15 protein-coding genes are annotated in these 15,307 nt (G+C 48.7%); 11 read left to right on the forward strand and 4 right to left on the reverse strand.

Going from position 1 to position 15,307, the window contains the following annotated elements:
- Positions 1–5 precede the first annotated feature (5 nt).
- Positions 6–968 (reverse strand): P1 family peptidase, encoded by a 963-nt coding sequence (locus RIG61_02405; protein MEQ9618007.1) that lies wholly within the window; start codon positions 966–968, stop codon positions 6–8.
- Between the two features lie 284 nt (positions 969–1,252).
- Between RIG61_02405 and RIG61_02410 the strand changes: the two genes are divergently transcribed.
- From RIG61_02410 to cyoE, 7 genes are read left to right on the forward strand one after another with little or no spacing between them, the layout of a single operon-like run.
- Positions 1,253–2,056, forward strand: coding sequence for an SCO family protein (locus tag RIG61_02410; protein ID MEQ9618008.1), 804 nt, complete (start codon positions 1,253–1,255; stop codon positions 2,054–2,056).
- Positions 2,057–2,090: 34 nt separating this feature from the next.
- Positions 2,091–3,029: a cytochrome c oxidase subunit II gene (gene coxB, locus RIG61_02415; protein MEQ9618009.1), complete on the forward strand. Its 939-nt coding sequence runs from the start codon at positions 2,091–2,093 to the stop codon at positions 3,027–3,029.
- Positions 3,030–3,059: 30 nt separating this feature from the next.
- Positions 3,060–4,673 (forward strand): cytochrome c oxidase subunit I, encoded by a 1,614-nt coding sequence (gene ctaD / locus RIG61_02420; GenBank protein ID MEQ9618010.1) that lies wholly within the window; start codon positions 3,060–3,062, stop codon positions 4,671–4,673.
- A gap of 3 nt (positions 4,674–4,676) precedes the next feature.
- Positions 4,677–5,282, forward strand: a complete 606-nt coding sequence (locus tag RIG61_02425; protein MEQ9618011.1) for a cytochrome c oxidase subunit 3 family protein — start codon at positions 4,677–4,679, stop codon at positions 5,280–5,282.
- A gap of 18 nt (positions 5,283–5,300) precedes the next feature.
- Positions 5,301–5,606 carry a cytochrome C oxidase subunit IV family protein gene (locus RIG61_02430; GenBank protein MEQ9618012.1) on the forward strand — a complete coding sequence of 102 codons (306 nt, stop codon included), beginning with the start codon at positions 5,301–5,303 and terminating at the stop codon, positions 5,604–5,606.
- Positions 5,607–5,623: 17 nt separating this feature from the next.
- A complete protein-coding gene (locus RIG61_02435) occupies positions 5,624–6,484 on the forward strand; it encodes a COX15/CtaA family protein (protein ID MEQ9618013.1) in 861 nt (286 codons plus the stop codon).
- A gap of 23 nt (positions 6,485–6,507) precedes the next feature.
- Positions 6,508–7,422: a heme o synthase gene (cyoE, locus tag RIG61_02440; GenBank protein ID MEQ9618014.1), complete on the forward strand. Its 915-nt coding sequence runs from the start codon at positions 6,508–6,510 to the stop codon at positions 7,420–7,422.
- Between the two features lie 73 nt (positions 7,423–7,495).
- Here cyoE and RIG61_02445 read toward each other — a convergent pair whose 3' ends face one another.
- Entirely contained in the window at positions 7,496–9,301 is a 1,806-nt protein-coding gene (locus tag RIG61_02445; GenBank protein ID MEQ9618015.1) for a M3 family oligoendopeptidase, read from the reverse strand.
- A gap of 166 nt (positions 9,302–9,467) precedes the next feature.
- Here RIG61_02445 and RIG61_02450 point away from each other — a divergent pair, with 166 nt between their 5' ends.
- Positions 9,468–10,421 (forward strand): DUF3179 domain-containing protein, encoded by a 954-nt coding sequence (locus tag RIG61_02450; GenBank protein ID MEQ9618016.1) that lies wholly within the window; start codon positions 9,468–9,470, stop codon positions 10,419–10,421.
- A gap of 100 nt (positions 10,422–10,521) precedes the next feature.
- Positions 10,522–10,758 (forward strand): nitrate/nitrite transporter NrtS, encoded by a 237-nt coding sequence (nrtS, locus tag RIG61_02455; GenBank protein MEQ9618017.1) that lies wholly within the window; start codon positions 10,522–10,524, stop codon positions 10,756–10,758.
- Between the two features lie 59 nt (positions 10,759–10,817).
- On the opposite strand, the gene RIG61_02460 is transcribed toward nrtS, so the two are convergent.
- The gene (locus RIG61_02460) at positions 10,818–11,687 is read right to left on the reverse strand and encodes a DUF547 domain-containing protein (protein ID MEQ9618018.1); all 870 of its coding nucleotides are present in this window, start codon (positions 11,685–11,687) and stop codon (positions 10,818–10,820) included.
- 162 nt (positions 11,688–11,849) lie between these two features.
- Complete coding sequence (locus RIG61_02465) at positions 11,850–12,653, reverse strand: aldo/keto reductase (GenBank protein ID MEQ9618019.1); 804 nt, start codon at positions 12,651–12,653, stop codon at positions 11,850–11,852.
- A gap of 200 nt (positions 12,654–12,853) precedes the next feature.
- Here RIG61_02465 and RIG61_02470 point away from each other — a divergent pair, with 200 nt between their 5' ends.
- Both RIG61_02470 and RIG61_02475 read left to right on the forward strand, forming a co-directional pair.
- Complete coding sequence (locus RIG61_02470; GenBank protein MEQ9618020.1) at positions 12,854–13,834, forward strand: DUF4892 domain-containing protein; 981 nt, start codon at positions 12,854–12,856, stop codon at positions 13,832–13,834.
- Positions 13,835–14,432: 598 nt separating this feature from the next.
- Positions 14,433–15,257 (forward strand): alpha/beta hydrolase, encoded by an 825-nt coding sequence (locus RIG61_02475; GenBank protein MEQ9618021.1) that lies wholly within the window; start codon positions 14,433–14,435, stop codon positions 15,255–15,257.
- Positions 15,258–15,307 lie beyond the last annotated feature (50 nt).

A 15,307-nucleotide genomic window follows, 5' to 3' on the forward strand; every position in this document is an offset into this window, starting at 1 on the left:
TCCTCCTATTCGAGATCGCTCAGTCCCGGTATGCCGCCCAGGCTCGTGGAGCGTTCTACAGCCCTCAATATGGCCTTTTCCGCAAGCTCCGAGGCGATGATGCCGACAAGATTCGCTTCCTCCTCCATCCCTCCGCACGATGCGGCGATTACTACATCTCCGTCCGCGACAGTATGAACGGGGGAAATAACCCTCGCAAGCCCCGTCTGAGCGATGCTGGCTATCCTGTAAAGCTCGGATTTGGAGAATTTAGCGTTTGTCGCGACGACGGCCAGGGTAGTATTTTGAGATTCCTCCGGTCTGAACTTTACTCCGTTTTTGAAGAGGTTTACGGTTCCCGCGAATTTTCCGCTATCGGGGGACTCCCTTACCCCCGCGATGATTTTCCCGCTCTCAGGAGAAACTATGTCTCCGAACGCGTTTACGACGGCCAGGACTCCGACAATCGTACCGTTGTCTAATTTGTAACTGGCAGTACCTATTCCGCCTTTGGTCGCGTGATTTAACCCCAGTAGCTTTCCGATAGTAGCCCCCGTTCCGGCTCCGACGCTGCCTTCTTTCACACCGTCCGCGGCAGCGTTCACGCATGCCTCGTAGCCCATCTCGGCATCGGGCCTTATCTTTCCGTCTCCGATTCCGAGGTCGAATATCACTGCTGTCGGGACCGACGGCACGACCATTCCGTATCCCACACCGAGACCTGTGCCCGATTCTTCGAGGTATCTCATTACCCCGCTTGAAGCGTCAAGGCCGTAAGCACTCCCTCCCGTAAGCAGGATTGCGTGAATTTTGCCGAATGTATTATGTGAGAGCAGAGAGTCGATCTGTCTCGTGCTCGTTCCTCCTCCCCTCAAATCTATTGCGCCCGTCACCGGTTTCTCGAACAGGATAACCGTGCATCCCGTGACGGCCTCAAAATCAGAAGCGTGTCCTACCCTGATACCTTCAATATCCGTAATCGAACTCATTACAGTTATTCTAAAATCAAATTCGATAATTCCAAATTTAAGCGCTTCGCGGGGTGCTTTAATCAACTTGACAGGAAACTATAATCAGCTAAAATCTACCTCGTTTTGAGGTTATAAGGGTCGAGCTTTTACAGTTAGGATAACCCTGCATAGTTTCATTAAAATATCCAATATTCACCCCATAATATGAGGAACATAGCAAATATTATCAGAGTAACGAATAAGCGGTTCCGTGTGATTATTTAGGCCGCGGTATTCAAGGTGAAAAGGTCCGGCTTATAGATATGTCCAAAGTGAAAATTATATTAAGTATTCTGATGCCCCTTCTGTTTTTTTCCATCAACTCCGCCCACGCCATAACGGACTCGAGGGATATAAAGGAAATAGGGATTGATGAAAAACTCGGGGACATTCTCCCGGATAATATAATTCTCAGTGATGAGAATAATTCGAAGGCGGAATTCGGTCAATTGTTAGCGAAAGACAAACCTACGGTTTTAAGTCTTGTTTACTATAGCTGTCCCAGACTCTGCAATTTTGCTTCAGACGGGCTTCTCCAGGTTATTAACGAAATGAACTCGCTCTCTCTGGGAGAGGATTTTAAAGTCCTGACAGTGAGTTTCGATCCTGAGGACAGCACCGACATAGCTAAATCCAAAGCTGTAAAATACCGGTCAAGCACGCAACGCGGGGAAGCATCGGAGGAAAACTGGGAATTCCTCACAGGGGATGCGGAAAATATAAAAAAACTTACCGAATCCGTCGGATTCAGATATAAGAAGGACGGAGAGGAATTCGCCCACGCTTCCGCGCTAATAATTCTCACACCCGAGGGGAAGATTTCCAGATACCTCCACGGCATTCAGCATGAGCCCAGTGATTTCAGACTTTCACTGATCGAGGCATCCGAAGGGCGGGTAGGCTCTTCCAGGGTAATTAACAAGGTTCTGCTTTTTTGCTACGGGTTTGATCCGATCGGAAAAAGATACGCGCTTAAAGCGTTAAATATAGTTAAAGCTGCGGGGGTAGTTACGTTATTCACTCTGTGCGGAGTGCTTGCCTATTTTTGGAGAAAGGAGAGGAAGTAACCTGAATAGGAGAATGGAGGTTTAAAACAGACACATGACTTGGATTCCCGAGGTAGCATCAAATCTGGCCACCAAAGTAGACGGGGTACTGTGGGTTATCACCCTTATGTCTCTGGTTTTCTTTGTGCTGATAACCGTGCTTTTGGTTTATTTCGCGATTAAATACAGACGGAGAAGAGAAGACGAGGAGACGCCTTATATTACCGGAAACGAGCCTCTGGAAATAATATGGACGGTTATTCCCTCGATCCTGCTGATACTCCTGTTTATATACGGCTTTGTCGTTTTCAAGGATATGAAAACACCTCCGGAAGATGCTCTCGAAGTGTCGGTTCTCGGAAAACAGTGGCTCTGGACTTTTGAATACTATAACGGCAAGAAAACGCTTAACGAGCTTTACGTGCAGCAAAACAGGCCTGTGAGGATGGTCATGAGGGCTGATGACGTTCTGCACAGCTTCTTCGTGCCCGCTTTCCGCGTGAAGCAGGACTTGGTTCCGGGAAGATACACCCAGTTATGGTTTACTCCTACTAAAATCGGCACTTTTGATATATTTTGCGCGGAGTACTGCGGTACCGGACACTCCGCTATGCTCGGGAAGGTAATAGTTCTCAGCCCCGAGGCCTACGGCATTTGGGAAAAGGGAATAGAGGTTGACGACGGAGGGGCAGTCGCTGGTCTGCCGCCCGCCGAGCTCGGAGAAAAAATTTATAAGGAGAAGGGATGCAACGCCTGTCACAGCATTGACGGGACCACCCTTGTCGGGCCTACGTTTAAGGGGATTTGGGGCAGGGAGGAAGAGATGCAGGACGGCTCTACGGTAACGGTTGACGAGAACTACATAAGAGAGTCGATTCTGGAGCCTCAAACGCAGGTTGTTAAGGGGTATCAGCCTGTTATGCCCTCTTTCAAGGGGATTTTAAGCGATGATGACATTACCGCGCTAATTGCGTACATGAAGACATTGAATTAAAGTTTTTATTTTCCAAGGAGGCGTATTTTCATGGCAAATCATTCGATTGCCCACAATGTATATGTTCCGTATTTAGAGAAGAAGGGAATATTATCCTGGCTCCTCAGCACTGACCATAAACGAATAGGGATTATGTACCTTGTATCCATCTCGTTTTTCTTTCTGGTTGCCGGTGTGATTGCGCTCCTGATGAGATTGGAACTGCTGACTCCGGCCGCGGATTTCGTACAGCCTCATACCTACAACGTGCTTTTCACCCTTCACGGCTCGCTTATGGTCTTCTTCTTCGTTGTGCCCGGGCTCGCGGCGAGCTTCGGGAACTTCCTGATACCTCTCATGATCGGGGCGCCGGACGTCGCGTTCCCCAAGCTGAACCTGGGCAGTTACTGGATATACCTGCTCGGCACGCTGATAGTGCTTCTGGCGCTTATGAAACCGGCTGATACGGGCTGGACATATTACACCCCCTACAGCGCTACGACCGATACGGATGTTGTATTAATAACTTTGGGTGTTTTCGTGCTCGGATTCTCTTCGATACTCACCGGGCTGAATTTTATTGTGACTATTCACAAGATGAGGGCCCCGGGCATGACCTGGCACCGGCTGCCGCTTTTCATATGGGCCTCGTACGCAACGGCTGTGCTTCAGCTCCTGGCGACCCCGGTTGTCGGTATTACGCTCCTTTTGCTGATAGCGGAAAGGACCTTGGGGGTAGGATTCTTTGACCCCGCCAAGGGCGGCGATCCCATTCTGTTCCAAAACTTCTTCTGGTTCTACTCTCACCCGGCGGTGTATATAATGATAATTCCCGCTATGGGCGTCATTTCGGAGATAATTCCCGTTTTCGCCAGAAAGCCGATTTTCGGCTACAAGGCCATTGCGTATTCGAGTCTCGGTATCGCGTTTATCAGCTTCCTCGTTTGGGCGCACCACATGTTCACAAGCGGTATTTCCTCTCTCGCGGCGACGATCTTTTCATTCCTTACATTCCTGGTTGCGATACCTACGGCGATAAAGGTGTTTAACTGGACCGCGACTCTGTACAAGGGCTCAATCCATTTACATTCGTCCATGCTCTATGCACTGGGTTTTATTTTCCTTTTCACCATAGGGGGCCTGACCGGACTGTTCCTCGGCGCGCTCGCTGCCGATATCCACCTTCACGACACATACTTTGTCGTTGCGCATATGCACTATGTCATGATAGGCGGAACGGTGATGGGATTTTTCGGCGCGCTTCATTTCTGGTATCCGAAATGGTTCGGGAAAATGTTCAATGAAATGGTGGCTAAAATCGCGTGGTTTCTCGTATTCGTCGGGTTCAACGTTACGTTCTTCCCTCAGTTCTTCCTCGGAGTTCAGGGAATGCCAAGGAGGTACGCGACCTATCCGGCGGAGTTCGAGTCCCTGATGTCGCTGTCAACCTACGGCTCCTGGATTTTGGGCCTGGGAGTGCTTATTATGACAGTCAATCTGATCGCGGGTCTCTTTAACGGAGAGAAGGCCCCGCAGAACCCCTATAATTCGCTCTCTCTCGAGTGGCAGGTGCCTTCGCCGCCGCCCCATGAAAACTTTGATGAAATACCCCATGTAACCGACTGGACTTACGGTTACGGAAAAAAGAAGGAACCGGAGGCTTAAAAAATGGAACGCCCCAGCGTTGAACATTCACACGTACATCATATGGACCCGGCAGTAGAGTACAGCTCTTCCAAGTTCGGCATGTGGCTCTTCCTGGGGACGGAAATATTGCTCTTCGGCGGACTATTCGCCGCTTACGCCATATTCCGCGCGAAGTATCCGGAGATGTTTTTCGAGCAGCACAAGGAGCTCAACAGGGAAATGGGAGCCGTCAATACCTGCATACTTATTTTCAGCAGTTTGACGATGGCTATGGGCGTGACAGCTATAAAACGGGGCAAGCAAAAGTTGACTGCCATTCTGCTGCTTGTCACGATTATTTGCGGGCTCGGGTTCGGCGTTGTGAAATATTTTGAGTACGGAGCCAAGTTTGCCCACCACATTTACCCTGACACGAGTATATTTTTCTCTCTGTACTTTATGATGACCGGCCTTCACATGCTGCACGTTTTTATAGGGCTGGTGATTCTTGCGGTAATGCTTGTGCTTACGCTGAAGGGGAAGTTCACATCGAAGTACAATACCCCGATAGAGGTCGGGGGGCTTTACTGGCACCTGGTGGATTTAATCTGGATATATCTTTTCCCGTTATTATATTTAATCGGCTGACCGGAGGTTAATAAAAAAATGGCGACAGATACTCATACTGAAGAACATATAACAGGCAACAGGACATACATTATCGTATGGATAGTTCTCATGATCCTTACGGCGATTACCGTCTATGTGTCGTACATACACTTCGGGATCTTCAATATCGTGGTTGCCATGGGGGTTGCGTCTATAAAGGCTTCCATAGTGGCTCTTTATTTCATGCATTTAAAATTCGAAGATTCCATTACATGGGTATTTGCGCTCTTTCCTCTGAGCCTGCTCGGTCTTTTAATAGGAATGACAATTCTCGATACGTTTACCAGGGTTGTGGTCCCGTAGTCTATAAGAAATAATCAATGATCGGTAAAATCTCTCTCATTCTCCTGTTTCTGCTTTTAGTATGGGGAAATCTGGTTGCGGGTCTTAAAGCGGGACTCGCATGTCCGGATTGGCCTCTGTGTCACGGGTCGGTTCTTCCCCCCCTAAGATGGGATATCTATATGGAATTCATGCACCGTGTCATAGGGGGCGTAGCGTCGATCTTCCTGATTATTCTCTCCTATCAAAGGGTCAGGAGCTACCGGGGCGGCGCCAGAGCGGTTCCAATTCTTGTCGTGCTGCTCCTTCTGATCCAGATAGTCCTCGGGGGCGTTGTCGTCCTCATGGAGCTGCCCGTCGATCTCACCACCTATCATTTCGCCAACGCCATTGTGATATTCTCGCTGGTCCTGTACCTGGTATTTTTCGACGGAATTGAGAATAAGCCGGGGTTCAGTATTGAGGGTTACAAGGGGCTTTTTTTTCTTTTGGGTGTTTTGGTGTTTATTCAGGCCGTTATGGGGGCCTATGTGAGGCATTCCGACTCAGGGCTGGCCTGTCCCGATTTCCCGACGTGTCTCGGTTACTGGATACCTCCCGAACTCTCCGGAATTATCCTCAATCATTTTGCGCACAGAATGATAGCCTATCTTATAACCTTAATCGTTATAGTGCTGCTTGTTTCGTCTTATATGTCTCGGGGCCTGAGGAGTTACAGGAGAGTGCTGTTTATTGCGCTTGGCCTTATAATCGTTCAGATACTTCTTGGTGTCGCGGTGGTTTATACCAGGCTTAACTTCGCGGCCGCGGCGCTTCACCTGCTGGTGGCGCTTTTAATACTATCTCTTGTGCTTTATACTTGGTTCCTGGGAATGACGGGAAGCTTTAAAAAAGTTTGAATTCGGGAATAAGTTATCTGACTATGAATACGATTGAACATGTAGACAGAGCGCCGTCCAGGATAGTTGTTTCAACGATCCTCCTTTCGAAACCGGGCATTATTCTGAGCGTCGCGTTTACGGGATTTGCCGGAATGGTTCTGGCGGCGGGGACGGTACCGGCTTTAGGCCTGACTCTCCTGGCGGTGGTATCTCTTCTTCTGAGCGCTGCCGGCTCCGCCATTCTGAATAATGTGCTCGACAAACAGATCGACGTCCTTATGAGCAGGCTCAGCAAACGCGTGGACGCCCTCGAAGTGGTAGGAGAAAGGACAGCTGTAATAATATCCCTAATTTTCATAGCTATATCCCTTTTTATCTCTTTTTATTATCTGAATGTGGTGAATGCCGCCTTTATAATAGCGGCGATACTGAGTTATACCCTTCTCTATACGCTTTACCTGAAAAGAAGCTCTCCCTACGGGACTATACTCGGCGGTCTTCCGGGCGCGCTACCCGTCCTCATAGGGTACTCGGCTGTAAGACCTTCTATCGGCATTGATGGAATAATCCTGTTCGTCTTCATGATGCTCTGGCAGCCCCCTCATTTCTGGGCGCTTGCCCAGAAGTACAAGCTGGATTATAAAAAGGCCGGTGTGCCCGTGATGCCGGTCGCGATGGGAGCAAAATATACGAATATAATGATACTCCTGTATTCGGTATCCCTCTTTCCCCTCTCCCTTTCGCTCTGGTTCCTGGGCTATGTCTCGGCGTATTACGCGATCTTTGCGGTTATTTCCGGCCTGTATTTCGAGTATATCATTATCCGGAGCGCCGTCACGAATTCGGGTTACGGTAAGGCGTTTGGCGCCTCTATACTGTATATGCTTGTCATAATGGCGTCTTTGATACTGGATTTATCCTTCAATCCGGTTCATGCTTCCATTGCCGGTATGTAATTCTGCGGTAATTTTTTCAAGGTCTGAGCGTCACATTTTCCGTCAAACGTTTTTTACCCCGGCGTCCCGCCCGTCAAATCAATGCTTTTAGTCTCTCCAGGGGTTCTTTGAGCGTGTGGATCGACTCGGCCCAGAACTCGGGCGATTCAAGATCGCGGCCTATGCTCCTTTTTGCTACATTCTCCGCCGTATCGGAGCCTGTAAGGCGTAGAAACTCCTCGTACTTCGGTAAAAATTCCTTCCCTTCTCTTTTAAACATGGAGAATAACCCACGGCTCAGCAGGTAGCCGAAGGTGTACGGGAAATTATAAAACGTAATCCCGGTAATGTAGAAATGAAGCTTGGACGCCCAGAAGTAGGGGTCTTCACCCCCTTCCTCGAGCACATCGCCGAATATTCGTCTCTGGGTTTCCGTCATCAGCCCCTTTAGTCTGCTTACGCTCACCTCTCCCTTCTGTCTCTCCTCGTAAAACGCTTTCTCGAACTCGAACCGTACCGGTATGTCCATCAAATATATAGCCCCGTGATTGATTTCCATATCCAGCATGAGGGCTTTCTCGGCGTCCGTTACCGATTGGTCCTCCATGATTCCTTCGGCGAGTATCATTTCTCCGAAAGTGGAGGCCGATTCGGCCAGTGTCATAGGATAGAAATGAGCGTAAGGGCGGATGTCTCTCATTACGTAGCTGTGAAATGCGTGGCCCGCCTCGTGGGCGAGGGTCAGAACGTCCCCGATTGTCTCATTAAAGGTCATGAAAATTCTTGACTCCTTTGTCAGAAGCGAGCCCGTACAGAAGCCCCCCGGACGCTTGCCCTCACGCGGCTCCCAGTCTATCCAGTTTTTTGAATATGCCTTCTCTATAAAGTTTCCGAGTTCAGGGTATGAGGCGGAGAATGAATTCCCGACAAGGTTCTTCGCTTCATCCCATGATAGTGTCTTTTCAGCGGGCAGTTCGAGCGGGGCGCCAAGATCGAACCAGGCGATGTTATCACGTTTCATTGTCTTTGCCTTGAGCCTGAGTATGCTGCGCGGCACTTCCAGCTCCGAGTATATTGCTTCGAACATAGCGTCCAGCGTCTTCTTGCTCACGGAGGACTGGAACAGGGCTACTTCGAGAAAGTGGTCGATGCCCCTGTATCTGTTCAGAGTAAGCCTCGTGCCTGATATGGCGTTTAACGCAGCCGCGGCAGTGTCCTCAATGCCTCTCCAGGCCCTGTTGCCCCCCTCGAAAGCTGCTTTTCTCACTCGCCTGTCCGGTTTTTCCATCAGCGACCGCCTCTGAGAAATGGGCAGGGTCCGGGTCGTCCCGTCCGGGTATTCCATCTCGAACCTGAGCTTGCTGGAAACCGTATCGTAGAGTCTCCCCCATGCGTTTATACCGTCAACACCGAGGTCAGCCGCCAGAATTTCGTTCTCGGAGTCCATTCTTTTTTGCGATTCCTCGCGCAGCCTCCTCAGGTAATAACCGCCGCTTGCCAGGCTCTCTCTTCCGGCGAACGAGTTAAACGCGGTCTCCGAAGCGTCTTTCACCGATCTCTGGAGTTCCACTTTGAGCTTCGATAACTCCGCCCCGAGCATGGACATTTCGGCCTCTTCCCTCAAATAATCCTCGTTGTTGCCGTCAGCCGCGGAAAGGCAACCTATGTAGGAGCTGAGGTGGGAGTAGCGCGTAACTATATCCTCGTTTTTCAGGAAAACCTCTTCCCATCCGCTCTCGTTCTCCTCATTTAACGGGGTAAGCGAAGCCGCTCTTTCTCTGATCGATTTAATGTCCTGTTTAAGCCGTTCCTTAAACTCTTTCATCCCGGGTCCGTTGAACTCGGGGAAGTAACTCGTCAGGTCCCAGTTCATTTTATCTGTCGAATTATTCTCGGTCATTTTTCCTCCGGTTAATTTAATAGATTCGTGCCGGCCTTGAAATTTTTCTATGAAATATATCATAACACTCCGGCATATGTCTGAGCCCGGCAATATCAGGATGTCGAGATGTTGATATTCGTTATCAGGGAGAAACTTTTTATTCGTTTTATCATCATAATATTTTATGAGAACACTACTTGCGACACTTATAATTTTCTTGACGGCAATCACTTTACTGGCCGAGGGCGGGCTCGCCGCGAATCAGTATAACGGTTTCGACGTATCGAACAGCTTGATACCGAAGGATGAGATATTTTCGGGCGGGCCTCCGAGGGACGGAATTCCCGCGATTCTCAATCCGAAGTTCGAGTCCGCCGAAAAGGCTTCCGGGTGGCTCAATGACTCCGACCTTGTCGCGGGAATTGATGACGGCAGTGTTCAAAAGACTTATCCTCTCAGGATACTGGTATGGCACGAGGCCGTAAACGACACTGTGGGCGGTAGGCCCGTTTTAGTATCCTACTGTCCTCTATGCGGATCAACCCTCATTTTCAGCAGGGAGATAGACGGAAGAACGCTTTCTTTCGGCATTTCCGGCCTTCTTTATCAGTCGGACGTTCTGTTCTACGATCATCAGACCGAAAGCCTCTGGTCGCAGCTCGAGATGAAGGCTGTCAGCGGCAAAATGGCCGGCACGGAATTTGACATTTTACCCTCGACCCTGGCGACCTGGGGGGAATGGAAAGAGAAGCATCCCGGAACCCTGGTTCTTTCGAGGGATACCGGTTTCTCAAGAGACTACGGTAATCAGCCGTATTCGGGGTATGAAAGATCGGCGTCCGTTATGTTCCCCATCAAACACAAGAGCGACAGGTTTCATCCCAAGGAGAAGGTCCTCGTCGTTTTATCGGGCGGCGACGTGAAGGCATATCCCTTCTCCGAGCTTGAAAAAACGGCTACGCCCCTTAAAGACGAGCTCGGCGGGCGGAATATAGTAATAAAGTATGAAGACGGAAAGTACGTAGGGGCGTACGATGAAGCTGACAGGCCCGTTAAGTCCTTCGTTACTTACTGGTTCGCCTGGTACACCTTCAGGCCCGACACGCCTGTTTTCTCTTCGGCTGAGGACGCCGGCTGAGTCTATTTTCCGGTACGAACCCGCCTGCATAAATAGTAATTCTGAATTAAATTGACGATAATAAACAGTGATTTATCAGACTGGCATGCAAGGGAATGATATGAACAGAGACCTCGGAATCTTTATGGAAAATTTTTTCAGAAGGGAGACGGTGCTAAGGGCGATAAGAGTGGCTCTGGTAGTCGCCCCGGTTTTGATATTAATAAACCATTACGACGAAATTATGGTGTTCAGTTTTACGCCCAGATTTTATTTTCAGTGCTTTATGACTTTTTTTGTCCCTTATATGGTATCGGCGTACTCGTCGGCAAAAACCCTGTCTTCTCACGAAGTATAGTTTTAAGGCCGGATATACTACTATTTTTAATTCCTGTGGTGCTTCTTCCGGAATAGCCGTTACTTGTCATCTGTCTCTTGTTCATTCAGATGCCAGTCGTAATCGAGATGTCCGATCTTAAATTTATTTTTCCTGACGTACTCTTTGGAATCTTCGGACTGTAGATAAACGAGCGCGAAATTCAGTACTGCGTTCTCCTCTTCATCCCTTCCCTCGAATTCGTAACCGTCGCCGTAGTTTTGAATAAAATCCTCTCCGAACCAGTGAAATATTTTGGAGTATTTCACTTTTCTCTTTTTCGGGTCTATATAAAAACCCTTCTCAGGGTTATTTACAAAATTTATAGACGCGTCGGTCAGCTGCTCGTCAAGCCTGTCGGCTGTGTATGCCTCGCTCCTCAAGTCGGGACATCCTATCGAAGCGCAGTTGATCGCGGTGTGAATTCTGGGCTCGTTAAATTCCTTCCTCAGTATCTCATGCTCGATATCTCCAAGGGTCAGCTCCCGCCCGACCGCCCTGAACTCAAGCTTGTCCCATACCCCCTTTATTTGCAGTATGCTGTTTGAGGGAACGAAGAGTCCTATGAAGCTGAAGCTTCTCGTTATGGGATAGTGATCGATAATGGCCTTGATGGTGAACGCGTTGTAGGCGTTTATCCAGTACGCGAGCTTTTCCTTGTGGCTCCACTCCTCGTATTCGCTTTGCTTTACATCCCCAAGCGATTGTAAAAATAATTCGAACTCGTTCCTGGAAGCCAGAAAACCGCCGTAATCGACCTTCGCGTCTTTCACGTATTTATTCAAGAGGGCGTTGTAGGACGAATACGAGTGGTCGAATGCGCCCTGAGCGCGGTTTTCAGATGCCTGTGAGCTGTGTGAATAATCAATCGGGGTCGTCAGGAGCGATATCAACACCAGTATCGGAACCATTAGCTTTTCCGCTCTTAAAGTAGCGATTCTCATTGCTCACCGGGGCCGGCTGTGCCTGACATAACCAACCGCCTTAGTGTTTATATTATAAATTATGCAATTTTTGATGAAGATTATATATAAAAGATTCATGGCTTTATAGTTATGTGTGGAGCTTAAGGATTATGAAAATGCCTTATCCAGGCGGAGAATCTGCTCCTCCGACAAACGCCAGCCCGAGGCTCCGCAGTTCTCTTCGGTTCTATGAACGCTGTCCGACTTGGGAATAGCCGCCACGCTCTCCCGGGACGTGCACCAGTTAAGGGCGACTTGAGCGGCTGTCCTGCCCGTTTCTTCCGATATCTCCTCCAGGACTTTCATCCTGTTTGAATTTAAGAAGCGGGGTTTTCCGGCCAGGCTCCCGTCGTCGAGCGGCGTGTAGGCCAGAATCGTTATCCCGTTCCTTTCGCAATAGGGCAGGAGGTCTTTCTCTATCCCCCTGCTGTTTAGATTGTACAGGACCTGATTCGAGACTATAGGGTGATTATTCAGATAGGACTGGGCCTCTTCCATCTCGTCTACATCGAAGTTGCTTACGCCTATAAATCTGATAAGCCCCCTGTCCGCAAGCTTTCCCATCGCCTCCATAGTTCCGCCTATGGGAAAGGACGAGTTCGGCCAGTGCACCTGATAGAGGTCTATATAGTCGGTGCCCAGTTTGTAGAGGCTTTCCTCGCACGAGCGGAGCACGTCGTCATATCCTAGGTGCCTGCCCGAGACCTTCGTTGCGATGAAGACCTCGTCCCTGATTCCCCTTACCGCTTCGCCTACCGTATCCTCCGTGTAGTAACCCTCCGCCGTGTCGATCAAGAAAGCCCCGAGCTCGATGCCTTTTTTAAGAGGCTCGACCCCGCCCCTGTATCTCCAGGTGCCAAGTCCTATCTCGGGGATCATCACCCCTGTCCTCCCGAGCTCCTTTAATTCCATAAATCTCAACTCCTGTTTCTCTTGTCTTTAAAATTAAGATACCTAATTTCCCCTTCGAAAATAATCAGCGCATTTCTGCCCGGTGTCTCGGCAGAACGTTCCGGGAGGAAAGAATTCGGCCTATCGGTGTTAAAATCCCCTTCGTATTTCTTATATTAGGGGTTATTATAGAAATCAATGATATTTATCCGGAGGATGAAATGAACAAGATATTCCATCCAGTATTTGCTCAAATTTTTATATGCTTTCTCCTTATTCCATTTGCGGGCGCATCGGCGGGGGACGTGGAAGGAAGTAAAGACCATCCTGTTGTGTCTAGATATCAGGGCTCGGAAATCAAGGATTACGATTTCCGCGAATTCGATGAATACACGCTTCTCCTGGGCAAGGTTGTCCGCGCTCCGGGCGAACCCGATAACCGCAAGGCAGAAGGGAGTGAAAAGCTGGAGGGAAAAGTAACTAAAATATCCTATTATCTCCCGGAGGACAGGTCCACCCTGGAGGTCTTCAAAAACTATGAGGACGCGCTCGGAGAGGCCGGGTTTGAAATCCTCTATACTTGCGGCAATAAAGAATGCGGCGGGAGGGATTTCAATCACGAAGTGGTCGAGTACAACTCGATGTTCGGGGACAACTATTACGATCAGAGGTACCTCGCGGCAAGGCTCGCCCGCCCGGAAGGGGACGTGTATGTTTCGCTCTATACGGTGAAAAATACCACAGGGGGCGGAAAGGACAGGAACCATATCTATACACAGGTGGACGTTATAGAGGTCGCCCCGATGCAGGAAGACATGGTCACGGTTGACGCGGGCGCTATGGCGGAGGAAATTTTCAAGACCGGCAGCGTATCCATATACGGAATCTATTTTGATTTCGACAAGGCCGACATAAAGCCCGAGTCAGAAGCCACGATCGCTGAAATAGCCACGCTTCTCAAAAACAATCCCGGCCTCAATATTTTCATAGTGGGGCATACGGATAATAAGGGAAGCCTCGACTATAACACCGACCTCTCTCAGCGCAGGGCGGATGCGGTGGCCGCTGTCCTCGCCCTGGAGCACGGGATCGAGGCCTCAAGGGTCACGCCAAAAGGTCTCGGATTTCTGGCCCCTGTCGCTTCCAACAAAACCGAAGAGGGTCGGGCGAAAAACCGAAGAGTAGAGCTTGTGGAGAGGTAAGTTCTTCGAATTACTGCATTGCTACATTGGTTAAATCATTTTCATGAGGGGGGATCAATATAAGAGTAGAATCTATCCTGCGACCAATTGACCTTCTCCCGGAGAACTTAACTGGCTTCCGGGAACCTGATTTGAATTCACTCCTTTAATAAATCTCCAATTTAAACTCCGATAATGTTCATATATGTGCAGTCCTGGCTGTAGTATATCTTGCGTCTAATAAATATCGTAATTTTAGAAGTACGTCTCGAACTGCTAAGTCCCTGTGATGTATGCAAAATTCAAATTCCGGAATATTGGCATATAAGTTGCAAATATTCTAATTAGAATTTAAAGAGGAGGAGAGTATCCGATTAATAAGAAAAATGAAATGAATGAAGATGATTGGTCGGTAGTCAAATTTTTTGTCATTCTCCCAATACTGCTTTTGGCCCTCAGTATATTTGCCGCTAATATGGATATATAAAAGTGGGACCGGGCTTCAGCGGTTCGGGACAAAATAAATAGTCGGATTTGTGAAGCGCGGGTTAGACGCGAGTATTATTTTTAAACGAAGTCTTTGGATTTAAGATGACTTTTCAAAAGGGAGAGAACTCGCATGGATGAACGTCAGCAAAAAACCGTACTTATTGACGATCATAAAATCGCTTATCGCGAACAGGGTGAAGGTAATCCGCTTATTTTGATACACGGTATCCCTACCTCAAGTCTCTTGTGGCGCAAGGTCATGCCGGCGTTATCAAACAATTACCGTGTCATAGCGCCCGATATGCTCAATTACGGGAAATCCGATAAACCGTCCGATGCCAACGTATCCATAGAGGCTCAAAGCCGGTATATTCTGAAATTTATGGATCAGCTGAATATTGACAGGGCCGATATAGCGGCGCACGATATCGGCGGAGGGGTCGCTCAGATCATGGCTGTCAATTATCCCCGAAGGGTGAATAAGCTGGTCCTCATGGATTCCGTATGCTTTGATTCCTGGCCGATACCGGAATTCGAGCCCCTTCAGGAGGAGGGCGCGGAGGATAAGATGAGCCTTGACGAGTTCCTGAAAATGATGAGAGGCTTCATGCCCCGGGGAGTTTATAACGAAGAGGTGATGACGGAAGATGTAATTAATATGTATCTCGAGCCCTGGTCAACTGAAGAAGGTAAAAAATCGTTATTCAGGAATTTTCGCCGCCTGAACCCGGAATACACTCAGGCTATCGCGGGAGAGCTGAAGCATTTGCCTCATGAGACGCTTATTTTGTGGGCGGAGGAAGACGAGTTTCAAAAACCCGAGTATGCTGAGAAGCTGAAAGATACCATCCCCGATGCCGAGCTGATTTTTATAAAGGAGGCCGGGCATTGGCTGTTGGAAGAAAAGCCCGAAGAAATCTATAAGCATATAATAGATTTTCTTGGCCGGGCTTAGTATTCAATCAAATTTCAGTTTTCGAGCTTTGTATATGTCCTATTTACTAA

The sequence above is a fragment of the Deltaproteobacteria bacterium genome (genome assembly GCA_040223695.1).
Classification (GTDB): Bacteria; Desulfobacterota_D; UBA1144; order Nemesobacterales; family UBA2774; genus JAVKFU01.